This is a genomic window from Pseudomonas sp. GW821-FHT02A08 (genome assembly GCF_059422045.1).
In genome coordinates this window covers 1-16,460 of the sequence record NZ_JBWKWD010000011.1, presented here as the reverse complement: position 1 = coordinate 16,460, position 16,460 = coordinate 1, and the positions used below count along the sequence as shown (strand labels likewise).

At 58.1% G+C, this 16,460-nt stretch carries 15 protein-coding genes and 1 pseudogene; 11 read left to right on the top strand and 5 right to left on the bottom strand.

Going from position 1 to position 16,460, the window contains the following annotated elements; all coding sequences use genetic code 11:
• Positions 1 to 8: 8 nt before the first annotated feature.
• The 6 genes from AC07W4_RS10470 (at position 9) to AC07W4_RS10445 (ending at position 7,608) form a co-directional block, all read left to right on the top strand.
• Positions 9 to 1,223, top strand: a complete 1,215-nt coding sequence (locus tag AC07W4_RS10470; protein WP_495032357.1) for an AraC family transcriptional regulator — start codon at positions 9 to 11, stop codon at positions 1,221 to 1,223.
• 170 nt (positions 1,224 to 1,393) lie between these two features.
• Positions 1,394 to 2,731, top strand: a complete 1,338-nt coding sequence (locus tag AC07W4_RS10465; protein ID WP_007994901.1) for an aromatic ring-hydroxylating dioxygenase subunit alpha — start codon at positions 1,394 to 1,396, stop codon at positions 2,729 to 2,731.
• 55 nt (positions 2,732 to 2,786) lie between these two features.
• Positions 2,787 to 3,650 carry an alpha/beta fold hydrolase gene (locus AC07W4_RS10460; RefSeq protein WP_495032356.1) on the top strand — a complete coding sequence of 288 codons (864 nt, stop codon included), beginning with the start codon at positions 2,787 to 2,789 and terminating at the stop codon, positions 3,648 to 3,650.
• The gene (locus AC07W4_RS10455; RefSeq protein WP_495032355.1) at positions 3,647 to 5,050 is read left to right on the top strand and encodes an amidase; all 1,404 of its coding nucleotides are present in this window, start codon (positions 3,647 to 3,649) and stop codon (positions 5,048 to 5,050) included. Before AC07W4_RS10460 ends, AC07W4_RS10455 begins: the two co-directional genes overlap by 4 nt.
• A 196-nt stretch (positions 5,051 to 5,246) precedes the next feature.
• Entirely contained in the window at positions 5,247 to 6,272 is a 1,026-nt protein-coding gene (locus AC07W4_RS10450; protein WP_495032354.1) for an FAD-binding oxidoreductase, read from the top strand.
• Positions 6,273 to 6,282: 10 nt separating this feature from the next.
• Positions 6,283 to 7,608: an acetylornithine deacetylase gene (locus AC07W4_RS10445; RefSeq protein WP_495032353.1), complete on the top strand. Its 1,326-nt coding sequence runs from the start codon at positions 6,283 to 6,285 to the stop codon at positions 7,606 to 7,608.
• Positions 7,609 to 7,928: 320 nt separating this feature from the next.
• On the opposite strand, the pseudogene AC07W4_RS10440 reads toward AC07W4_RS10445, so the two are convergent.
• Positions 7,929 to 8,144 (bottom strand): annotated as a pseudogene (locus AC07W4_RS10440) (integrase); the annotation flags it as partial.
• Between the two features lie 40 nt (positions 8,145 to 8,184).
• Between AC07W4_RS10440 and AC07W4_RS10435 the strand changes: the two are divergent.
• On the top strand, positions 8,185 to 8,388 hold the full coding sequence (locus AC07W4_RS10435; RefSeq protein WP_495032352.1) for a hypothetical protein: 204 nt from the start codon (positions 8,185 to 8,187) through the stop codon (positions 8,386 to 8,388).
• Between the two features lie 63 nt (positions 8,389 to 8,451).
• Here the strand turns inward: AC07W4_RS10435 and AC07W4_RS10430 are convergent, their stop codons facing one another.
• Positions 8,452 to 9,084 (bottom strand): sulfotransferase family 2 domain-containing protein, encoded by a 633-nt coding sequence (locus AC07W4_RS10430; RefSeq protein WP_495032351.1) that lies wholly within the window; start codon positions 9,082 to 9,084, stop codon positions 8,452 to 8,454.
• Positions 9,085 to 9,582: 498 nt separating this feature from the next.
• On the opposite strand from AC07W4_RS10430, the gene AC07W4_RS10425 reads away from it, so the two are divergent.
• Positions 9,583 to 9,864: an excalibur calcium-binding domain-containing protein gene (locus AC07W4_RS10425; protein ID WP_495032350.1), complete on the top strand. Its 282-nt coding sequence runs from the start codon at positions 9,583 to 9,585 to the stop codon at positions 9,862 to 9,864.
• Between the two features lie 67 nt (positions 9,865 to 9,931).
• Here AC07W4_RS10425 and AC07W4_RS10420 read toward each other — a convergent pair whose 3' ends face one another.
• Positions 9,932 to 10,273 (bottom strand): hypothetical protein, encoded by a 342-nt coding sequence (locus tag AC07W4_RS10420; RefSeq protein WP_495032349.1) that lies wholly within the window; start codon positions 10,271 to 10,273, stop codon positions 9,932 to 9,934.
• A 56-nt stretch (positions 10,274 to 10,329) separates the two neighbouring features.
• Between AC07W4_RS10420 and AC07W4_RS10415 the strand changes: the two genes are divergently transcribed.
• The gene (locus AC07W4_RS10415) at positions 10,330 to 10,701 is read left to right on the top strand and encodes a proteasome subunit beta (RefSeq protein ID WP_495032348.1); all 372 of its coding nucleotides are present in this window, start codon (positions 10,330 to 10,332) and stop codon (positions 10,699 to 10,701) included.
• Here the strand turns inward: AC07W4_RS10415 and AC07W4_RS10410 are convergent.
• Both AC07W4_RS10410 and AC07W4_RS10405 read right to left on the bottom strand, forming a co-directional pair.
• Positions 10,688 to 10,894, bottom strand: a complete 207-nt coding sequence (locus AC07W4_RS10410) for a hypothetical protein (protein WP_495032347.1) — start codon at positions 10,892 to 10,894, stop codon at positions 10,688 to 10,690. The two genes, AC07W4_RS10415 and AC07W4_RS10410, sit on opposite strands and share 14 nt — an antisense overlap.
• Positions 10,895 to 11,526: 632 nt before the next feature.
• On the bottom strand, positions 11,527 to 12,918 hold the full coding sequence (locus AC07W4_RS10405; protein WP_495032346.1) for an aldehyde dehydrogenase family protein: 1,392 nt from the start codon (positions 12,916 to 12,918) through the stop codon (positions 11,527 to 11,529).
• A 100-nt stretch (positions 12,919 to 13,018) separates the two neighbouring features.
• Between AC07W4_RS10405 and ptrR the strand changes: the two genes are divergently transcribed.
• Both ptrR and AC07W4_RS10395 read left to right on the top strand, forming a co-directional pair.
• Positions 13,019 to 13,897 (top strand): putrescine utilization regulator PtrR, encoded by an 879-nt coding sequence (ptrR, locus tag AC07W4_RS10400; protein ID WP_008047600.1) that lies wholly within the window; start codon positions 13,019 to 13,021, stop codon positions 13,895 to 13,897.
• 77 nt (positions 13,898 to 13,974) lie between these two features.
• Positions 13,975 to 16,179: an OsmC domain/YcaO domain-containing protein gene (locus AC07W4_RS10395; RefSeq protein ID WP_495032345.1), complete on the top strand. Its 2,205-nt coding sequence runs from the start codon at positions 13,975 to 13,977 to the stop codon at positions 16,177 to 16,179.
• The last annotated feature ends 281 nt before the right edge of the window (positions 16,180 to 16,460 follow it).

Here is a 16,460-nt window from a genome sequence, read left to right as displayed (position 1 = left end):
ACGCTTTTGTGGCGTTTGTCAGAAACAGCGGGGCGCTTGGCTTTCAGGGCATGCTTCTTGCCTTTTCATCACGTCGAACTGGCCTTGCGAAAATGCGCAGCGATCCAGCAGGAGTACACCACATTGCACGCCCGAGATTAGCCGAAAAAAAAACAATTAAGCGTGTTTGTCTTGCAGTAGCAAAGTTGTCTGCCCACAGCATTGGGCGGAGGGTAAAAGCAATGGAAAATCTGGTTTTTGCGGCAACAACGCCGCCCGAAACAGTCCTGTCCCGATTCGAAGTATGTCGCACTCAGGACATAGAAGAAGCCACTCAATGGGGGGAGCGCATTTTCTGCGCGAATCGCCTGCGCAGTATGAGTAGCAAGGGGGCGGTCAATACCAGCATCTACTATCGCCGATTGGGGGGCATCGGTATCGGTCGCATGAGCTACGGTGGTGATATCACCATCGAGCCTGGCGTCCTCGATTCTTTCGCGCTTATTCAGATGCCCATCCGTGGTCAGGAAATGATTGAGTACGGCAATCAGCGGGTGCATTCCACACCGCAGCTCGGGTCGATTCTCAATACCCATGCACCGTTCAAGATTCATCATTGTCCCGGTACCGAGAAGCTGATCATTCGCGTCGAGCGCAGTTTGCTTGAACGGCATTGTCAGCAGCACCTGGGCCGCACGTTACGCAACACCATCGAGTTTCAACCGTCGATGCCGCTGGACACCGCCGAGGGTCGGCGCTGGATGCGCATGGTCGGCTGGCTCTACGACAGCCTGTCGGTCGATGAGGACATACCTGCGCTGCTCACCGCACAGTTCGAAAATATCCTGGTCGACACGCTGCTGACGTGCCAGCCGCACACCTACAGCGCTGAGCTGTGCAGTGACCCGCGAACCTCTGTCACCCCATCGTTCGTCAAGCGCGTGGAGCGCTTCATCGAAGATCACGCCCATGAGCCGATTTCGATCGTCGAGATGGCCGAGCATGTCGGGGTCAGCAGTCGCTCTCTGTTCACCGGCTTTCGCCGTTACCGCAACACCTCGCCGATGCTCTACCTCAAAGAGGTGCGCCTACGCCATGTCCACGAGGAGCTGCAGCGCCAGAGCCCTGGTTCCGTTACCGTGACCACTGTGGCTTTCCGCTGGGGTTTCAGTCATCTCGGCCATTTCACCACCGACTACAAGCGTCGCTTCGGCGAGAGCCCGTCGGAGACGTTGTCCCGCTGATTTCAATGGACAGGGATGTCCGCCCCTCTGACCTCTCTGCGCATTTTCTGCGCTGGCGGGATAAGCCGCACAGTCTCGGGAGCGTCAGCTGCGTCTCTACTTCCTAGGATGACCGTCAAGCGTGCCGTAGTGCGACGCCAATGTCCTGTCAGCCTTTTGGGAGTCCCCACATGTCCGAGCAACCCATCATTCGCCGTCGCGTGGTTAAAACCGGCATCAGCGATGCCCGCGCCAACAACGCCAAGACCCAGAGCCAGTACCAGCCGTACAAGGATGCTGCCTGGGGCTTCGTCAACCACTGGTATCCAGGGCTGTTCAGCAACGAGCTGGCTGAAGACCAGGTCGAGGGCATCCAGATCTGCGGCATCCCGATCGTTTTGCGCCGGGTCAATGGTCAGGTTTATGCCCTCAAGGACCAGTGTCTGCACCGTGGTGTGCGCCTGTCGGAGAAGCCGACCTGCTTTAGCAAGAGCACCATCTCTTGCTGGTATCACGGTTTCACCTTCGACCTCGAAAGCGGCAAGCTGGTGACCATCGTTGCCAACCCGGACGACAAGCTGATCGGCACCACCGGTATCACCACCTACCCGGTGCACGAGGTCAACGGCATGATCTTCGTCTTCGTCCGCGAGGACAGCTTCCCCGACGAGGATGTACCACCGCTGGCTGACGACCTGCCGTTCCGTTTTCCGGAACGCAGCGAGCAGTTCCCGCATCCGATGTGGCCGGCTTCGCCGGGCGTGCTCGATGACAATGCGGTGGCGCTCGGCATGCACCGCACCGGTTTCGGCAACTGGCGGATCGCTTGCGAAAACGGCTTCGACAACGCTCACATCCTTGTGCACAAAGACAACACCATCGTCCACGCCATGGACTGGGTGCTTCCGCTCGGCCTGCTGCCGACCAGCGATGACTGCATTGAAGTGATCGAGGAGGAGAACGGTCCGAAAGGCATGATGCAATGGCTGTTCACCGACAAGTGGGCGCCGGTGCTGGAAAACCGGGAACTGGGCCTGAAAGTGGAAGGGCTCAATGGTCGCCCATACCGCACCTCGGTGGTGCTGCCCGGTGTCTTGATGGTGGAAAACTGGCCCGGCGAGCACATGACCCAATACGAATGGTATGTGCCGATCACCGATGATACCCATGAGTACTGGGAAATCATCGTACGCGTGTGCGACACCCCTGAAGAGCGCCAGAAGCACCAGCACCGCTTTGACCATGTGTACAAGCCGTTGTGCCTGCACGGCTTCAACGACTGCGACATCTATGCCCGCGAGGCGATGCAGAACTTCTATGCCGACGGTACGGGCTGGGACGACGAGCAGCTGGTGGCCACCGACATTTCACCGATCACCTGGCGCAAGCTGGCTTCGCGCTGGAACCGCGGTATCGCCAAACCGGGACGTGGTGTGAAGGGCGCCGTGAAGGACACCAGCCTGATCTTCAAGGAAACCGCCGATGGTCACCGTCCGGGCTACAAGGTCCGGCAGATTGCCGAAGAGTGATGTGCTCAGCTGTCCGGCGCCTGCTGCCGGACAGCCTCAGGCGAGGGTATTTTCGATGGACAATGAATTCGCTTCCACCTGCCGCTGGGTCACCGTCGACGGCGTGCGTCTGCACTACCGTCAGGTCGACGGACCGGACGACAGCCTGCCGGTGATCTTTACCCATGGCGGAGGCCCGGGCAGTACTGCCTGGAGTAATTTCCGCCTCAGCGCCACGCCATTCGCGATGCGTCACACTTGTTACTTTCTCGACTTTGCGCAGTTCGGTGGCTCGGACATGGTGGCGGTCGACGGCCCGGTATTCAGCTGGCATGCGCGCATGCTGCTGGGATTCATGGATGCCTTGGGCATCATTCAGGCGCATTTGGTCAATCAGTCGTTCGGTGGCTGCGTGGCGATCCGCCTGGCGGCCGATCATCCAGAGCGGGTCGCACGCCTGGTCCTGATTGGCTCGCAGCCGGTAGCACGCGGTGTGATGCAACCGCTGGCGCTATCCAGCAAGCATGCCGCGATGCTGATGAGCGATTACTTCTTCGCCAATGGCGGGCCGAGTCAGGACAAGATGCGCACGCTGATCCAGCGCTACGAGCTGCACGACGACGCTGCAATCGACGAGGAGAACCTGCGCCTGCGCTATGAAGCGAGCTGCAACCCGGGTTTGCGTGCGCTGTTCAAGCAGCCCGGCGCCTTCGGTGAACCGGAAGACCTGATGCCGCTGTTTGCTCGAGTGCAGGCACCGACCTTGATCCTGTGGGGGCTGCATGACTGGTTTGGTGGCATCGATGTACCGATGCTGATGGTCAACCAGTTTGCCGATGCTCGCCTGCATGTGATGGGCAACGCTGCCCACCACCTGCAGAGCGAACAGCCAGCCGAATTCAACGCGTTGGCACTGAATTTCCTTGGAGGCTACCGATGATCGGCAGTAGCGATCTGCACTATCTTGAGCTGCACGAACTGTCACTGCTGATTCGCACCGGCAAGCTCTCTCCGGTGGAAGTCACCGAGGCGCAGTTAGCACGAATCGAACGGCTCGACGGGACGTTGCACGCCTTTGTCACGGTCACTGCGCAGCTGGCGCTCGACCAGGCACGCGAGGCGGAACGCGAACTGTCGCGTGGCGAATGCCGTAGCCCGCTGCATGGCATCCCGCTGGCGGTAAAGGACTTGCTGCACACGGCCGGCGTGCCCACGGCAGCGGGCATGCCGATTCACCAGGCATTCATCCCGCAGGAAGATGCCACCGTCGTCACCCGCTTGCGCGAGGCGGGGGGTGTGCTGCTTGGAAAGCTGCAGATGACAGAGGGTGCTTTCGCCATCCATCACCCGGACCTGCCCACGCCGATCAATCCTTGGCATCCGGGCCATTGGGCCGGCGCTTCTTCCAGTGGAAGTGCAGTGGCCACCGCCGCGGGTCTGTGTTATGCCTCGATTGGCAGCGACACCGGTGGCTCCATCCGTTTCCCTTGCGCAGCCAATGGCCTCACAGGGCTCAAGCCGACCTGGGGTCGGGTCAGCCGTCATGGTTGCTTCGAGCTGGCCGCCAGCCTTGACCACATCGGTCCCATCACCCGCAGCGCACGCGATGCCTTGTTCCTGCTATCGACCATCGCCGGCCACGATCCCAAGGACCCCACTTCGTTGCCCAGCGTTTGCCTGGAGGTGCCCGGCATCGAGGATTCGTTCCGCGGCTTGCGCGTCGGCATTGACGAGGTCTGGTTGAGTGATGGTGTCGACCCGGTGATTCAGCAAGCACTGGAACGGATCATGGCGATTGTCCGTGATGGCGGTGGCACGCTGCAGCGCGTGTGTATGCCGGACACCCGTGCGGTGAGCGGCAACTGGGAGGCTCACTGCGGCGTGCAGACTTCCGTTGCACACGCTGCCACTTACCCGCAACGTGCAGCGCAATACGGTCCGGCACTGAGCCGCCTGATTGACGGTGGGCGAGCACTCAGTGGCATGGACTACCAGCGCGTACTGCTCGACGCGCAGCGTTTCAGCGGTGAGTTGGACTACGTGCTGAACGACGTCGACCTGCTGCTCGCCCCGGTACAGCCCTACGCTGCGCCGACCCACGAACAGCTGGCCAGCCTGGCTCTGGACCCGGAGGCCAATCGCCGGCTGATCCAGTTCACGGCACCGTTTAACGTCAGCGGTCACCCCTGTATCAGCCTGCCTTGCGGCTTCACCGACGATGGCCTGCCGATCGGCTGCCAGTTCATTGCCGGCCGGGGCGGCGAGGCCGTGTTGTGTCGCGCAGGTATGGCTGTGCAAAAGGTTACCGACTGGCACCGACGGCGTCCTGCCGGTCTCTGATGACTCCTTGGTTTGCCCGTACCACTTGGTACGGGTTTTTTTTGCCTGCGTTGTGCCAGCAGGATTCTGCGCTGTCGGGATAAGCCTGTAGCCCAAGGGAGCGCCGACACCCACCAAGGCTTTCTATGATCGGCCCATGTCAATAATCCGGCCGCTTACGGCCGTAGCCCGATGCCTGCCAGGGAGCCGAACTCTCATGAACGATAAACAGCACCAAGTCACTGTCAATTTCTCCGATGGCGTCAGCCGTAGCTTTAGCGTCGCCGAACAAACCAACATTCTTGATGCCGCGCTCGCAGCGGAAATTCCATTGCTCTATCAATGCCGTTCCGGCAGCTGTTCAAGCTGTATCGCCCAACTCGCAAGCGGCGATGCGTGCACCCGCCCGGGCGCCAGCTCGACGCTGCTGGCCAGCGAGTACAGCGCCGGACAGCGCCTGCTGTGCCTCTGCCAAGCGCAGTCCGACTGCACTTTCGATGTCGCTTACAGCAGCGAAGTCGGCTCCAGCACGGCGCAGCAAGTGCACGTCTTCGTCAACGCTGTCGAGCGTATTGCCAGCAATGTGATGCGCCTGACCCTGGAGCTGGCCGATGGCGACTGGCTGGAATTCCGACCCGGCCAGTTCATGCAGATTGAAGTGCCCGGTTACGGCGTGGTGCGCAGCTACTCACCCTCGAGCACCGCGGCGCAGCTGCCGACGCTGGAGTTCCTGGTCCGCCTGTTACCGGGCGGCGCCATGTCCAGCTATCTGGAAGAGAAGGCTACGAATGAGGACGTGCTGACGCTGAGCGGCCCTTATGGCGCGTTTTTTCTGCGCGAGGAGAAACGTCGCGCGCCACATATTTTCGTCTCCGGTGGCACCGGCCTGGCGCCGATTCTGTCGATGATCGATGCCTTGCGCCAAGGCAGCGGACGCAAGCCGCCGATGCTGCTCAGCTTCGGTTGCGCGGTCCCGGACGCGCTGTTCTGTCTCGAGGACATTGAACTGCGCCAGCAATGGCTGCCAAGCCTTGAGGCGCGGATCTGTGTCGATCGCGAGCCGCGTGACGGCCTGCACCAGGGCAGCCCGGTCAGCGCGCTGCGCGAGGGCGATGTGAGTGCCGACACGGTCGCCTATCTCTGTGGCCCGCAGCCGATGATCGATGCCGCTACAACGCGGCTGATCGAGCTGGGCGCCAATCCCGCGAACATCTTCGCCGAACAGTTTGTGGCCAGCCACTAAGGAACCCGCCATGCAATCCACCACGCCCGTGAATTTCTCCACCGAGCAAATGAAGTGGTATGAACAGGCCTGCGCCAGGATCGACCCCAAACGCCTGCAGAACTTGTTGTACACCATCACCAACATCCATAGCCCTACTGGTGCGGCCCGTGCAGCCAGCGAGCACATGAAGGGCTACCTCGAAAACATTGGCATGGCCGCACGTTACCAGCCAATGAGTTTCACCAGTGGCAATGTGTTGGCCGAACTGCGCGGCAGCGGCGGCGGCGCCAGCGTTCTCTTGTATTCACCGATCGATACCCACCTGGAACTGGACGAAGCCGAGAAGATCCTTACCGGTCCCGCCGACGAAGCGGACATGCGGCCATCGGCGCAGCAGATCGATGACTGGGTTTTCGGCCTTGGCGCTTCCAATCCCAAAGGCATGATCGCGACCCTCACCGAGGTGGCCACTGCACTGATCGAGGCCGAAGTACCGCTGGTTGGCGACCTGCTGGTCGGCCTGGCCGATGGCGGCATGCCGGTGGACATCTCCGCCCGCCAACATGCCGGTATGTCCAATGGCGTGACACACCTGATCAACCGTGGCGGCGCGCCTGACTTCGCTATCGTGATGAAGCCTTGGAACTGGGTGTATCACGAGGAACCTGGCATGGGCTGGTTCAAGCTGCGCGTGCACGGAACCCTCGGCTATGCCGGTGTCCCGCGCGGCACGCCGGGCTTCCGTAGCTCGGTAGTGCCGGCGGCGACGGTGATCCAGGACCTCGAGCAGTGGATTATTGAGTATGCCGAGCGCAACACGTCCGGGCAGATCAAGCCGCATGGCTGGATCGCCGGGGTGCGCGGTGGCAATCCGGAACGCCCGGCCTTTCCATCGGCGGTTACCGAGATCTTCTTCGACGTGCGGATCAACCCGCGCACCAGCCCCGCCGAGGTCAAGACGCAGTTTGCCGAGTTCGTCCGCGATCTGCAGGCGCGACGCCCGGAACTGGTCCTCGACTGGGAGATGTACGGCTCGGTGGCCGGCGGTAGCACCGATGCACAGAACTGGATCGTGCAGTCCGCCCGACGTGGCTGGGAGCATATCGAGCGGCGTCCCCATGGCGAGGCCGACCTGCTCGGTGGGCAGACCGACGGTGCCGCGCTGCGTCGTCTCGGCATCCCCACTGCGCGCATCGGCTGGCCATGGCCGGCCGAAGGTGCACCGCTGCCGGTCGCCGAGGGGCTTGGGGGCATGGGTGCAACCTACATCCCGGATCTGCTGCCGTGCGCCAAGAAAATCATGTACGCACTGATCGACACCCTGACCCGGCCTCGTAGCGAGTTGGGCCTGTAGTCAGCGACTCGAGTTCTTTGATGGTAATTTTGGCCATGAAATGGGTTCCGCCTACTTTTCCCCCCACAAAAACGTCGGCTCTTGATGGGGGTTCCTGGACACTCGTAGAGCTGAACACCGCTGGAGCTCAAGTAAATACTAGATTCGAAGAATCCAGGGTGAAATTCTGGAGTCTTTCAAGAAGTATGCAAAAGGAGATGGGGTGCTAGGGGTCGAGTGTTCGAATCACTCAGTCTCGACCATGTTTACTGAGTAAAATCAGACACTTAAGCCGATAAGATAGATCGGCTTTTTTGTGCCTGCGCAAAACTGGCGCAAAACTACCCGGTGATTTCGTTGATATTCAGGTCGGGAATCGCCTCGGACCAGACGACTTCTGCGTGGTCTCGCTGGTAGCTTTTGGTTATGCCTTCGCTCGCATGGCCTGCGATCTTCTGCCCATCCTTTCCGGCTTTCTTGTACAGGTGCAGCGACAGCGCTCGCACTTCGTGGAAGCCTGGCATCTCTTCCTCCTTCCATCCTGCGTAGCAATTTGAGTTCCTGAAAGAAATGCAGGGCGAAGGGGGAGAGGTAGACATGGTGGCCTTGTTTCTTGCCACGGGTGAGGTCACTGCGCCGGTGCGGTGCAAGGTGGCGCCGGTGGAGGTACCGGCCTTTTTAACTGCGGGGCTCAAGAAGCCGGACCCGCTGGAGGCGAAGGTCCGGGCGCTGCTGGCTGAGATCAGGCAGCGACAGGGCTACGAGAAACAGCTGGTGGCTGCAAACATGGCGTGTCAGTGATCTAGTGAGCCTGCTCCCTACCGTGGGAAAACCAAATGTCGTCAGGTTTGAGTTATCGAAATTTCAAGGAGAGGTTGAGTATCCAAAAGCCTCAAAATCTTCGAAGTAAAGATCAGTGATTATGCTGATTGAATCAGTGCACAGGTAGTCTTTGTAGTGATACTTGAATTTGTTTGTGTTGGTTCGGGGTATTCTTTCAATGCTGATTGGAGTGTTGTTCTTTAGTATTTCTGGCAAGCTGTTTATTTGTTCTAGCTGGATGACTTTGTCAACGAGCAGGTTGCCTTTGTAATCATAAAGAAATGAGACTTGCTGCTCCCATTGGACATGGCTTCTTTTTTGAATTTTATGTAGGTATGTTATGAGGCTGTCATCGGCGTTCATGCCTATGTAGTCTCTGAGGTCAGGCCTGGACTCCATGTACAGGAATTGCGACACGATTCTGGCAAATGGGTTTCTTACGATGGAAAACTTGAAGAAGTTATCAAACTTTGAACGCCCAATGTGTTGCCTGATTTGAATTGCTTTGAGGTGCTGCAAGCCGCCGGTTTGGTATTTGTTGTGGTATTTGTCTAGAAAGCCCATCCAGAGGTTTTCTTCGGTCTTTTCATGATCTTCCCAAATTGCCGACTCGACTGATGTTCCACCGCACTTTGGTATGTGCACAAAAATAATATTGTTTTTTTCTGAAAGCATATGGTTTTGGCTTGATTATGTTTTGCTTGCGCGGATGGAGTCTCAATTCGTGATTGGGGGGTTACACGAATTTAGATGTGAAAATAGTGGGTATTATTTATATGGTTCTGTGGGGTTTAACGTTGGTGATAATGCCTTCTTGGTGATTGTCTGTTTGTAAGCTACATCAACGCTATTCGCTTAAATAGTTTGTTTTGCAGTCAGGGCGCATTGCTTTCGCGTAGAAAGAGAAGTTACAGCTGACTCACTATCGTACTCAGTAACACATCCTTGTCTGCTTTGGACCCAGTGATTTTTATCATATATGCGTGCTGATGGCAAAGCGCCCGTTCGTCCAGGGCGACTTGGTCTCGCAGCAAATGGCATCCGCGCCGACCTGATCGCGAGCGGTCAGCCCACACGGGAGGTCTCACTGGCAGGCTGTATATGGATTAGTGGGTTATGCTGGAAGCAGGCAACGTGAGAACACAAACGGTCTCTCATCATGGATGGATCAAGATGAAACTGATTTTGGTTGTGCTTGTTGTTGGTCTGTTGGTTTGGAAGTTTTCCCCTGAATTACAGTCCTGGGTTGAGGCTCGGCCATCGAGTCCCCCAATAATCTCTGCGGTCTTGATTGCGCCAAAGCCTGTTTCGGCTCCAGTCAAATGCGATGGGCGCAAATATTGCTCGCAGATGACCTCGTGCGCAGAGGCCACAGACTTTCTGCAAAATTGCCCAGGAATGGAAATGGATGGTGACTACGACGGGATACCTTGTGAGAAGCAGTGGTGCCGGTGACTGCTCGTCGCTCATCGGCAGGCTGCATGTGTCCCTGGCACGGGTCAGCATCAGCGGTTGCGATGATCTATGCCTGAATTCCTATGTCACCCTGTGCAGCTTGTAACGCTCGCTCTTCGGTCAACGGCATGAAAATTGGCTGTGTTCCACTGGCCTGGAAATAAAGAAAGTAGTGCCCGGAATCGTCTAACAATATCCGGTGCAGTTCGGATGACCGAAAGTTGTTGCCGATAAAAATACTCTCCTTGAGGATCTCGAAAGACTTGATCCCATGCTCTCGCATTGTAGCTTCGAAGGCTTCGTAAAGACCTTCTCGGCGGCGTCGATTGTTTCGAGCATTTAGCTTGAAAAAAACCACCGCCAACACGGCATAGCTGAGAATGAGTATCACAAGGGCGCTGGTCCGCATGCGTGGAGCTCCATGTTCTCTCAATCGCTGTACATCTCAGTGTAGGCGGGTTCCCGGTGCTCATTTACGACAAATTCCTTGAGGCGATGGGCGTCAATTTCGTCCTGACTGGATATGTATGCGATTACGCGAAGCTGATCGGCGCCCGGTTCGGCGAGCCCGTCTCTGGAACGGTTGAGTGTTCGGCCTTCGTGTTCGACGGCGAGAAACATTGCTATGCCGCGTACGGCGAGAAGGATGGCCTTTGCAAAACGCCAGTCTGGCTCGAAAGGCCGTACGTCGTTGGTAGCGGTCAGGATCACGCGACGACTGCGATGGATATGGGCGCCACCGCGGCTGAGTCAGGCGAGATGGCGCAGAAGCGGGATATTTCAACTGGCGGGGTGGTTCGGACGCTCTTCGTGGCCGATCGTGCTACAGCCAGGTAACTCGGACGTTTTTGAATTTCATGAGTTCGAGCGATTCCTTGAGCGACTTTTTTTCGAAGATTACTGGGCCATCTTTACCGCCCACTCCCAGCACTTCCAGCAGCAACTCATGGGCATCTATTCGCTCAGGCGCTTCGCCGGTTCTGGTTTTTGGTGCGTTGATGTGCTCATAGCTCAATTTGTACTTGTGCATTGTTCTTCCCTGTAAAATCAAATCGGTGTTTAGGGGGGGATCTCACCGATACCGGCAATCAGCCATTATTTTAGATTACAGAGACAACTTATGACAACAAGGCAACCCGATCGGGAGGCGATCCAGCGAGCCTGACGGGCCGGGTTATTGGATTGCGGGTGTGGTACTGATGATTGCGGGTTGGGCAAAGGGAAAAACGAGCCTGGCCTCATCTCCACGGGCCTTGCTCGGACGTCAGGGGAGACTCTGGAGGTCGAGGGTTGTTGATCGAACGGGTCTCGTGCATGCCTGTTGACATCAATGAACGGATGAGCGAATTTAATTAAGCCCTTTCATTTCTATATGTCTAGGAATGAGCCGAACAAAGCCTCGCCAGAGAAATCTGCCGGGGCTTCGTCGCATTCGGCTTAGGAGAAAAATATGTCTAGAGCTCAACGACGACACGATACGCGCCGCATAAAAGCTCGCTTCTATTCAAAGCAAAAGGCTTATGAATGCTGGTCAACCAGCGAGAAAAACGCCGGGCTTTTTGCAAACCATGGGAAGGTATGTTCCTGCTGGATGTGCGGTAACCCCAGAAAACAGGGATTGCTCACCATGCAGGAACTGCGAGCTGATCTTCCACGCTGCCCTTAACGCCGATCCAGCCAAACCGTCTGTGCATTACAGAATTCGCGCACCCCGAAGTGGGAGAGCTCACGGCCAAAGCCACTCTTCTTCACGCCACCAAAACTGACGCGCGGATCGCTGGCGCTATAGCCGTTGATAAACACCCCGCCGGTTTCAAGTTCGTCGGCCATCTGCCGGGCGAGTTCGACATTGCGCGTGAAGATAGTGGCGGTGAGGCCAAACTCGCTGTCGTTGGCCAGCTCCAGTGCATGGGCGGCGTCTCGGGCCGTGATGATTGAAGCCACAGGACCAAACAGCTCCTGTTTGAATGATGTCATCTGATCGGTCACGTCGCCGAGTACGGTGGGCTCATAGTAGTTACCTGGGCCTTGCGCCTTCTTTCCACCCAGTAGCAACGTCGCGCCTTCTTCCAGTGTGTCGCGCACCTGTTGATCCAGTTCGTCGCGCAGATCGGAGCGAGCCATCGGGCCGATATAGGTGGTGGTAGCCAGTGGATCACCGACAACCAGTTGTTGGGTGGCCTCGACGAACTTGCGGATAAATTCCCGGGCGATACCTTGCTCGACAATCAGGCGTTTGGCGGCGGCGCAGACTTGCCCGGTGTTTTGATAGCGCCCGATCACGGCGGCTTTCACCGCCTCATCGAGGTCGGCGTCGTCGAGCACGATAAATGGGTCCGAGCCCCCCAGTTCCAATACGCATTTCTTCAGTGCGGCTCCGGCCTGAGCACCGATGGCCATGCCTGCTCGCACGCTGCCGGTGAGGGTGACGGCCGCGATGCGTGGATCGGCGATTGCCCGGGATACACCTTCCGGGGTGACGTTGATGACCTCGAAAACACCTTCGGGGAAGTCCGCTTGCTTGAAGGCCTCCAGCAGCAGGTAGGCGCTGCCCATGACGTTTGGCGCGTGCTTGAGCACGAAGGTATTGCCGGCGAGCAGCGTGGGGACCGCGCCGCGCAGGACTTGCCAGATGGGGAAGTTCCACGGCATGACGGCGAGAATCGGGCCCAGGGGGCGATATTCGATGCGTGCTTTGCCGCCTTCCACCAGGGTCGGTTCCGGGCTCAGCATGGCGGGGCCGTGTTCGGCGTACCACTCACAGAGCTGTGCGCATTTTTCAATTTCGCCGCAGGCTTGAGCAATCGGCTTGCCCATTTCCAGGGTGATCATGTTCGCCATGGCCTGCGCATTGTTGCGCAAGGCCTGGCCGAGGTTGATCAACAGCTGCGCGCGCTGTTCAACCGGTTTGCCGCGCCAGGCGCGAAACCCGGTAGCGGCCCGCGTCAGCGCGGCCTGCAGTGCCGAATCGGATTCGAAAGGGTATTGGCCGATCTGCTCGCCCGTGGTCGGGTTGATCGAAATGGCATGGGTAAGGCTGGATACGTGGGTCATGGCACCGTCCTGCGAGGTAGGAATGTGCTCAGGTTATGGGGCTATATGTTTTCTGGAAACTGAATAATACTGAGCATAACGTTCACGTTTGGAGAATGACTTGGATCTGGTTCAGCTCGAAATCTTCAAGGCTGTCGCCGAGCACGGCAGCATCAGCGTGGCTGCCCAGCATATCCACCGGGTGCCATCGAATCTCACGACGCGAATCAAGCAGCTTGAGCTGGACCTGGGTGTGGACCTGTTTATTCGCGAGAAGAGTCGCTTGCGTTTGTCACCGGCCGGCTGGAGTTTCCTGGATTACGCGCGACGCATTCTCGATCTGGTTCAGGAGGCGCGCGCGACAGTGGCGGGTGAGGAGCCGCAGGGGGCCTTCGCCCTGGGTTCGCTGGAAAGTACTGCGGCGGTACGTATTCCAGAGCTATTGGCCGCCTATAACCAGAAGCACGCCAAGGTCGAACTGGACCTGTCCACCGGCCCTTCCGGGACCATGATCGACGGGGTGCTGTCGGGGCGGCTGGCCGCTGCATTTGTCGATGGTCCGGTGTTGCATCCGGCACTGGAGGGCGTGCCCGCATTCGAGGAGGAAATGGTCCTGATCGCACCGCTCAACCATGAGCCGATTCATCGAGCGAAGGATGTGAACGGCGAAAACATCTATGCCTTCCGCTCCAACTGCTCCTATCGCCATCATTTCGAAAGCTGGTTTGCCAACGGCGCGGCGGTGCCCGGCAAGATTTTCGAAATGGAGTCCTATCACGGCATGCTGGCCTGCGTCAGCGCCGGTGCCGGCCTGGCGCTGATGCCCCGCAGCATGCTCGAAAGCATGCCCGGGTGCACGACGGTCAGCGTCTGGCCGTTGTCGGAGTCGTTCCGTTATCTGCGCACCTGGCTGGTGTGGCGCAGGGGGACGGTGTCGCAGAGCCTGACGATGTTTGTGCGCTTGCTTGAGGAGCGCGGGGTGGTGTTGGTCGAAAAATAGTGGAAAGTTAACGGTCTGTGCTGAAAAACCGGATAATGGCGGCCAAATCGTATAGCTCGTTATTCTGGTAAGCACGCATGGAAATCAAGGTCAACTTTCTCGACAACCTTCGACTTGAGGCCAAGTTCGACGACTTCACGGTGATTGCCGATCAACCCATTCGCTACAAGGGCGATGGTTCGGCACCGGGGCCGTTCGATTACTTCCTGGCTTCGTCGGCGTTGTGCGCGGCGTACTTCGTGAAGTTGTATTGCGAAACCCGCAATATCCCCACCGAAAATATCCGCCTGTCGCAGAACAATATTGTTGATCCGGAAAACCGCTACAACCAGATTTTCAAGATTCAGGTCGAATTGCCGTCGGACATTTCCGCCAAGGACCGGCAGGGGATCTTGCGCTCCATCGACCGTTGTACGGTAAAGAAGGTGGTGCAAACCGGGCCCGAGTTCGTGATTGAAGAGGTCGAAAACCTCGACGCCGATGCCCAGGCGTTGCTGATGCCGCACTCGACTGGCGAAGCGGGCACCTACATTGTGGGCAAGGACCTGCCGCTGGAGCAAACCATCGCCAACATGTCGGGCATCCTGGCCGACCTGGGCATGAAGATTGAAATCGCTTCGTGGCGCAATATCGTTCCCAATGTGTGGTCGCTGCACATCCGCGATGCGCACTCGCCCATGTGTTTTACCAACGGCAAAGGCGCGACCAAGGAAGGCGCGCTGGCATCGGCGCTTGGCGAGTTCATCGAGCGACTCAACTGCAACTTCTTCTACAACGATCAATTCTGGGGCGAGGACATCGCCAACGCGGCGTTTGTGCATTACCCGGACGAGCGCTGGTTCAAGCCTGGCCCGAAGGACGAACTGCCGACTGAAATCCTCGACGAGTACTGCCTGAAGGTCTACGACCGGGATGGCGAGTTGCGTGGCTCGCATCTGTACGACACCAACTCCGGCAACACCCAGCGTGGCATTTGTTCACTGCCGTTTGTGCGCCAGTCGGACAATGAGGTGGTGTACTTCCCGTCCAACCTGATCGAAAACCTGTTCCTGAGCAATGGCATGAGCGCCGGCAACACGCTGGCCGAAGCCCAGGTGCAGTGCCTGTCGGAGATCTTCGAACGCGCGGTCAAGCGCGAAATCCTCGAAGGTGAAATGGCCCTGCCGGATGTGCCGCAGCAAGTGCTGGCGAAATACCCGGGCATCCTGGCGGGTATCCAGGCCCTGGAAGAGCAGGGCTTCCCGGTGCTGGTCAAGGATGCATCGCTGGGCGGGGAGTTCCCGGTGATGTGCGTGACCTTGATGAACCCGCGTACCGGTGGCGTGTTTGCCTCGTTCGGCGCGCACCCAAGCCTGGAAGTGGCGCTGGAACGCAGCCTGACGGAGCTGCTGCAAGGCCGCAGTTTCGAGGGCCTGAACGATCTGCCCCAGCCGACCTTCGAAGGTCAGGCGGTGACTGAGCCGAACAACTTCGTCGAGCACTTTATCGATTCCAGCGGTGTGGTCTCGTGGCGCTTTTTCAGTGCCAGGCCGGATTTCGAATTCGTTGAGTGGGATTTCTCCGGTCAAGGCGAAAACTCCAATGCCGAAGAGGCCGCGACCTTGTTCGGCATTCTCGAAGACATGGGCAAAGAAGTGTACATGGCGGTCTATGAGCACATCGGCGCCAAGGCCTGCCGCATTCTGGTGCCGGACTACTCGGAAATTTATCCGGTAGAAGATTTGATCTGGGATAACACCAACAAAGCGCTGCAGTTTCGCGCCGACATCCTCAATCTGCACAGCCTGAGCAAAGTCGGCCTGAGAACGCTGGCCCAGGGTCTGGAAAACAGCGAGCTGGATGATTACACCGACATCACCACCTTGATCGGCATCGAGTTCGACGACAACACGCCGTGGGGCAAGTTGACGATCCTGGAGCTGCGGCTGCTGATTTATCTCGCCTTGCAGAAGTTTGACCAGGCCAAGGATCTGGTGGAGGCCTTCTTGCAATACAACGACAACACCGTCGAGCGGGGCTTGTTTTACCAAGCCGTGAACGTCGTGCTGGAAATGCAGCTGGACGATGATCTGGAACTGAGCGACTACGAGGTCAACTTCCGCCGGATGTTCGGCAACGAACGGATGGACGCGGCGATAGGGTCCGTGGATGGCAGCGTACGTTTCTACGGTCTGACGCCGACGAGCATGAAGCTCGAAGGGCTCGACAGGCACCTTCGCCTGATCGACAGCTACAAAAAGCTGCACATGGCGCGGGCGAGGGTGACGGCCTTGTCCAGCTGATGGCGATAACAGAAAAGCACCTCGGGTGCTTTTTTGTTTTTTGGAGGCAGGCAAATCGCCTGTACACGGTGGTCTCGTTTTTTTGGCTCTGTCATGGGCTGTTGCTGCCTATGAGGAAGCCCTTCTATATAGAAGGGCGTTTGGGCTAATGCCAGTCAGTCAAGCGGTAATGCGATCTGTAGCAGCTGCCGAGCCCGCGAGGCGGCGTTCGGCTGCGAAGCAGTCGTAAAATCAGTCATTGCGGTACGTCAGGCAGGCCGCGTCAGCTGGACTCACGACTG

What these genes read in the sequence shown, in the direction of transcription:
- AC07W4_RS10465 (WP_007994901.1), top strand. Translation starts at nt 1,394, where the DNA reads ATGTCCGAGCAACCCATCATTCGCCGTCGCGTGGTTAAAACCGGCATC.
- AC07W4_RS10460 (WP_495032356.1), top strand. Translation starts at nt 2,787, where the DNA reads ATGGACAATGAATTCGCTTCCACCTGCCGCTGGGTCACCGTCGACGGC.
- AC07W4_RS10455 (WP_495032355.1), top strand. Translation starts at nt 3,647, where the DNA reads ATGATCGGCAGTAGCGATCTGCACTATCTTGAGCTGCACGAACTGTCA.
- AC07W4_RS10450 (WP_495032354.1), top strand. Translation starts at nt 5,247, where the DNA reads ATGAACGATAAACAGCACCAAGTCACTGTCAATTTCTCCGATGGCGTC.
- AC07W4_RS10445 (WP_495032353.1), top strand. Translation starts at nt 6,283, where the DNA reads ATGCAATCCACCACGCCCGTGAATTTCTCCACCGAGCAAATGAAGTGG.
- AC07W4_RS10435 (WP_495032352.1), top strand. Translation starts at nt 8,185, where the DNA reads ATGGTGGCCTTGTTTCTTGCCACGGGTGAGGTCACTGCGCCGGTGCGG.
- AC07W4_RS10430 (WP_495032351.1), bottom strand. Translation starts at nt 9,084, where the DNA reads ATGCTTTCAGAAAAAAACAATATTATTTTTGTGCACATACCAAAGTGC.
- AC07W4_RS10425 (WP_495032350.1), top strand. Translation starts at nt 9,583, where the DNA reads ATGAAACTGATTTTGGTTGTGCTTGTTGTTGGTCTGTTGGTTTGGAAG.
- AC07W4_RS10420 (WP_495032349.1), bottom strand. Translation starts at nt 10,273, where the DNA reads ATGCGGACCAGCGCCCTTGTGATACTCATTCTCAGCTATGCCGTGTTG.
- AC07W4_RS10410 (WP_495032347.1), bottom strand. Translation starts at nt 10,894, where the DNA reads ATGCACAAGTACAAATTGAGCTATGAGCACATCAACGCACCAAAAACC.
- AC07W4_RS10405 (WP_495032346.1), bottom strand. Translation starts at nt 12,918, where the DNA reads ATGACCCACGTATCCAGCCTTACCCATGCCATTTCGATCAACCCGACC.
- AC07W4_RS10395 (WP_495032345.1), top strand. Translation starts at nt 13,975, where the DNA reads ATGGAAATCAAGGTCAACTTTCTCGACAACCTTCGACTTGAGGCCAAG.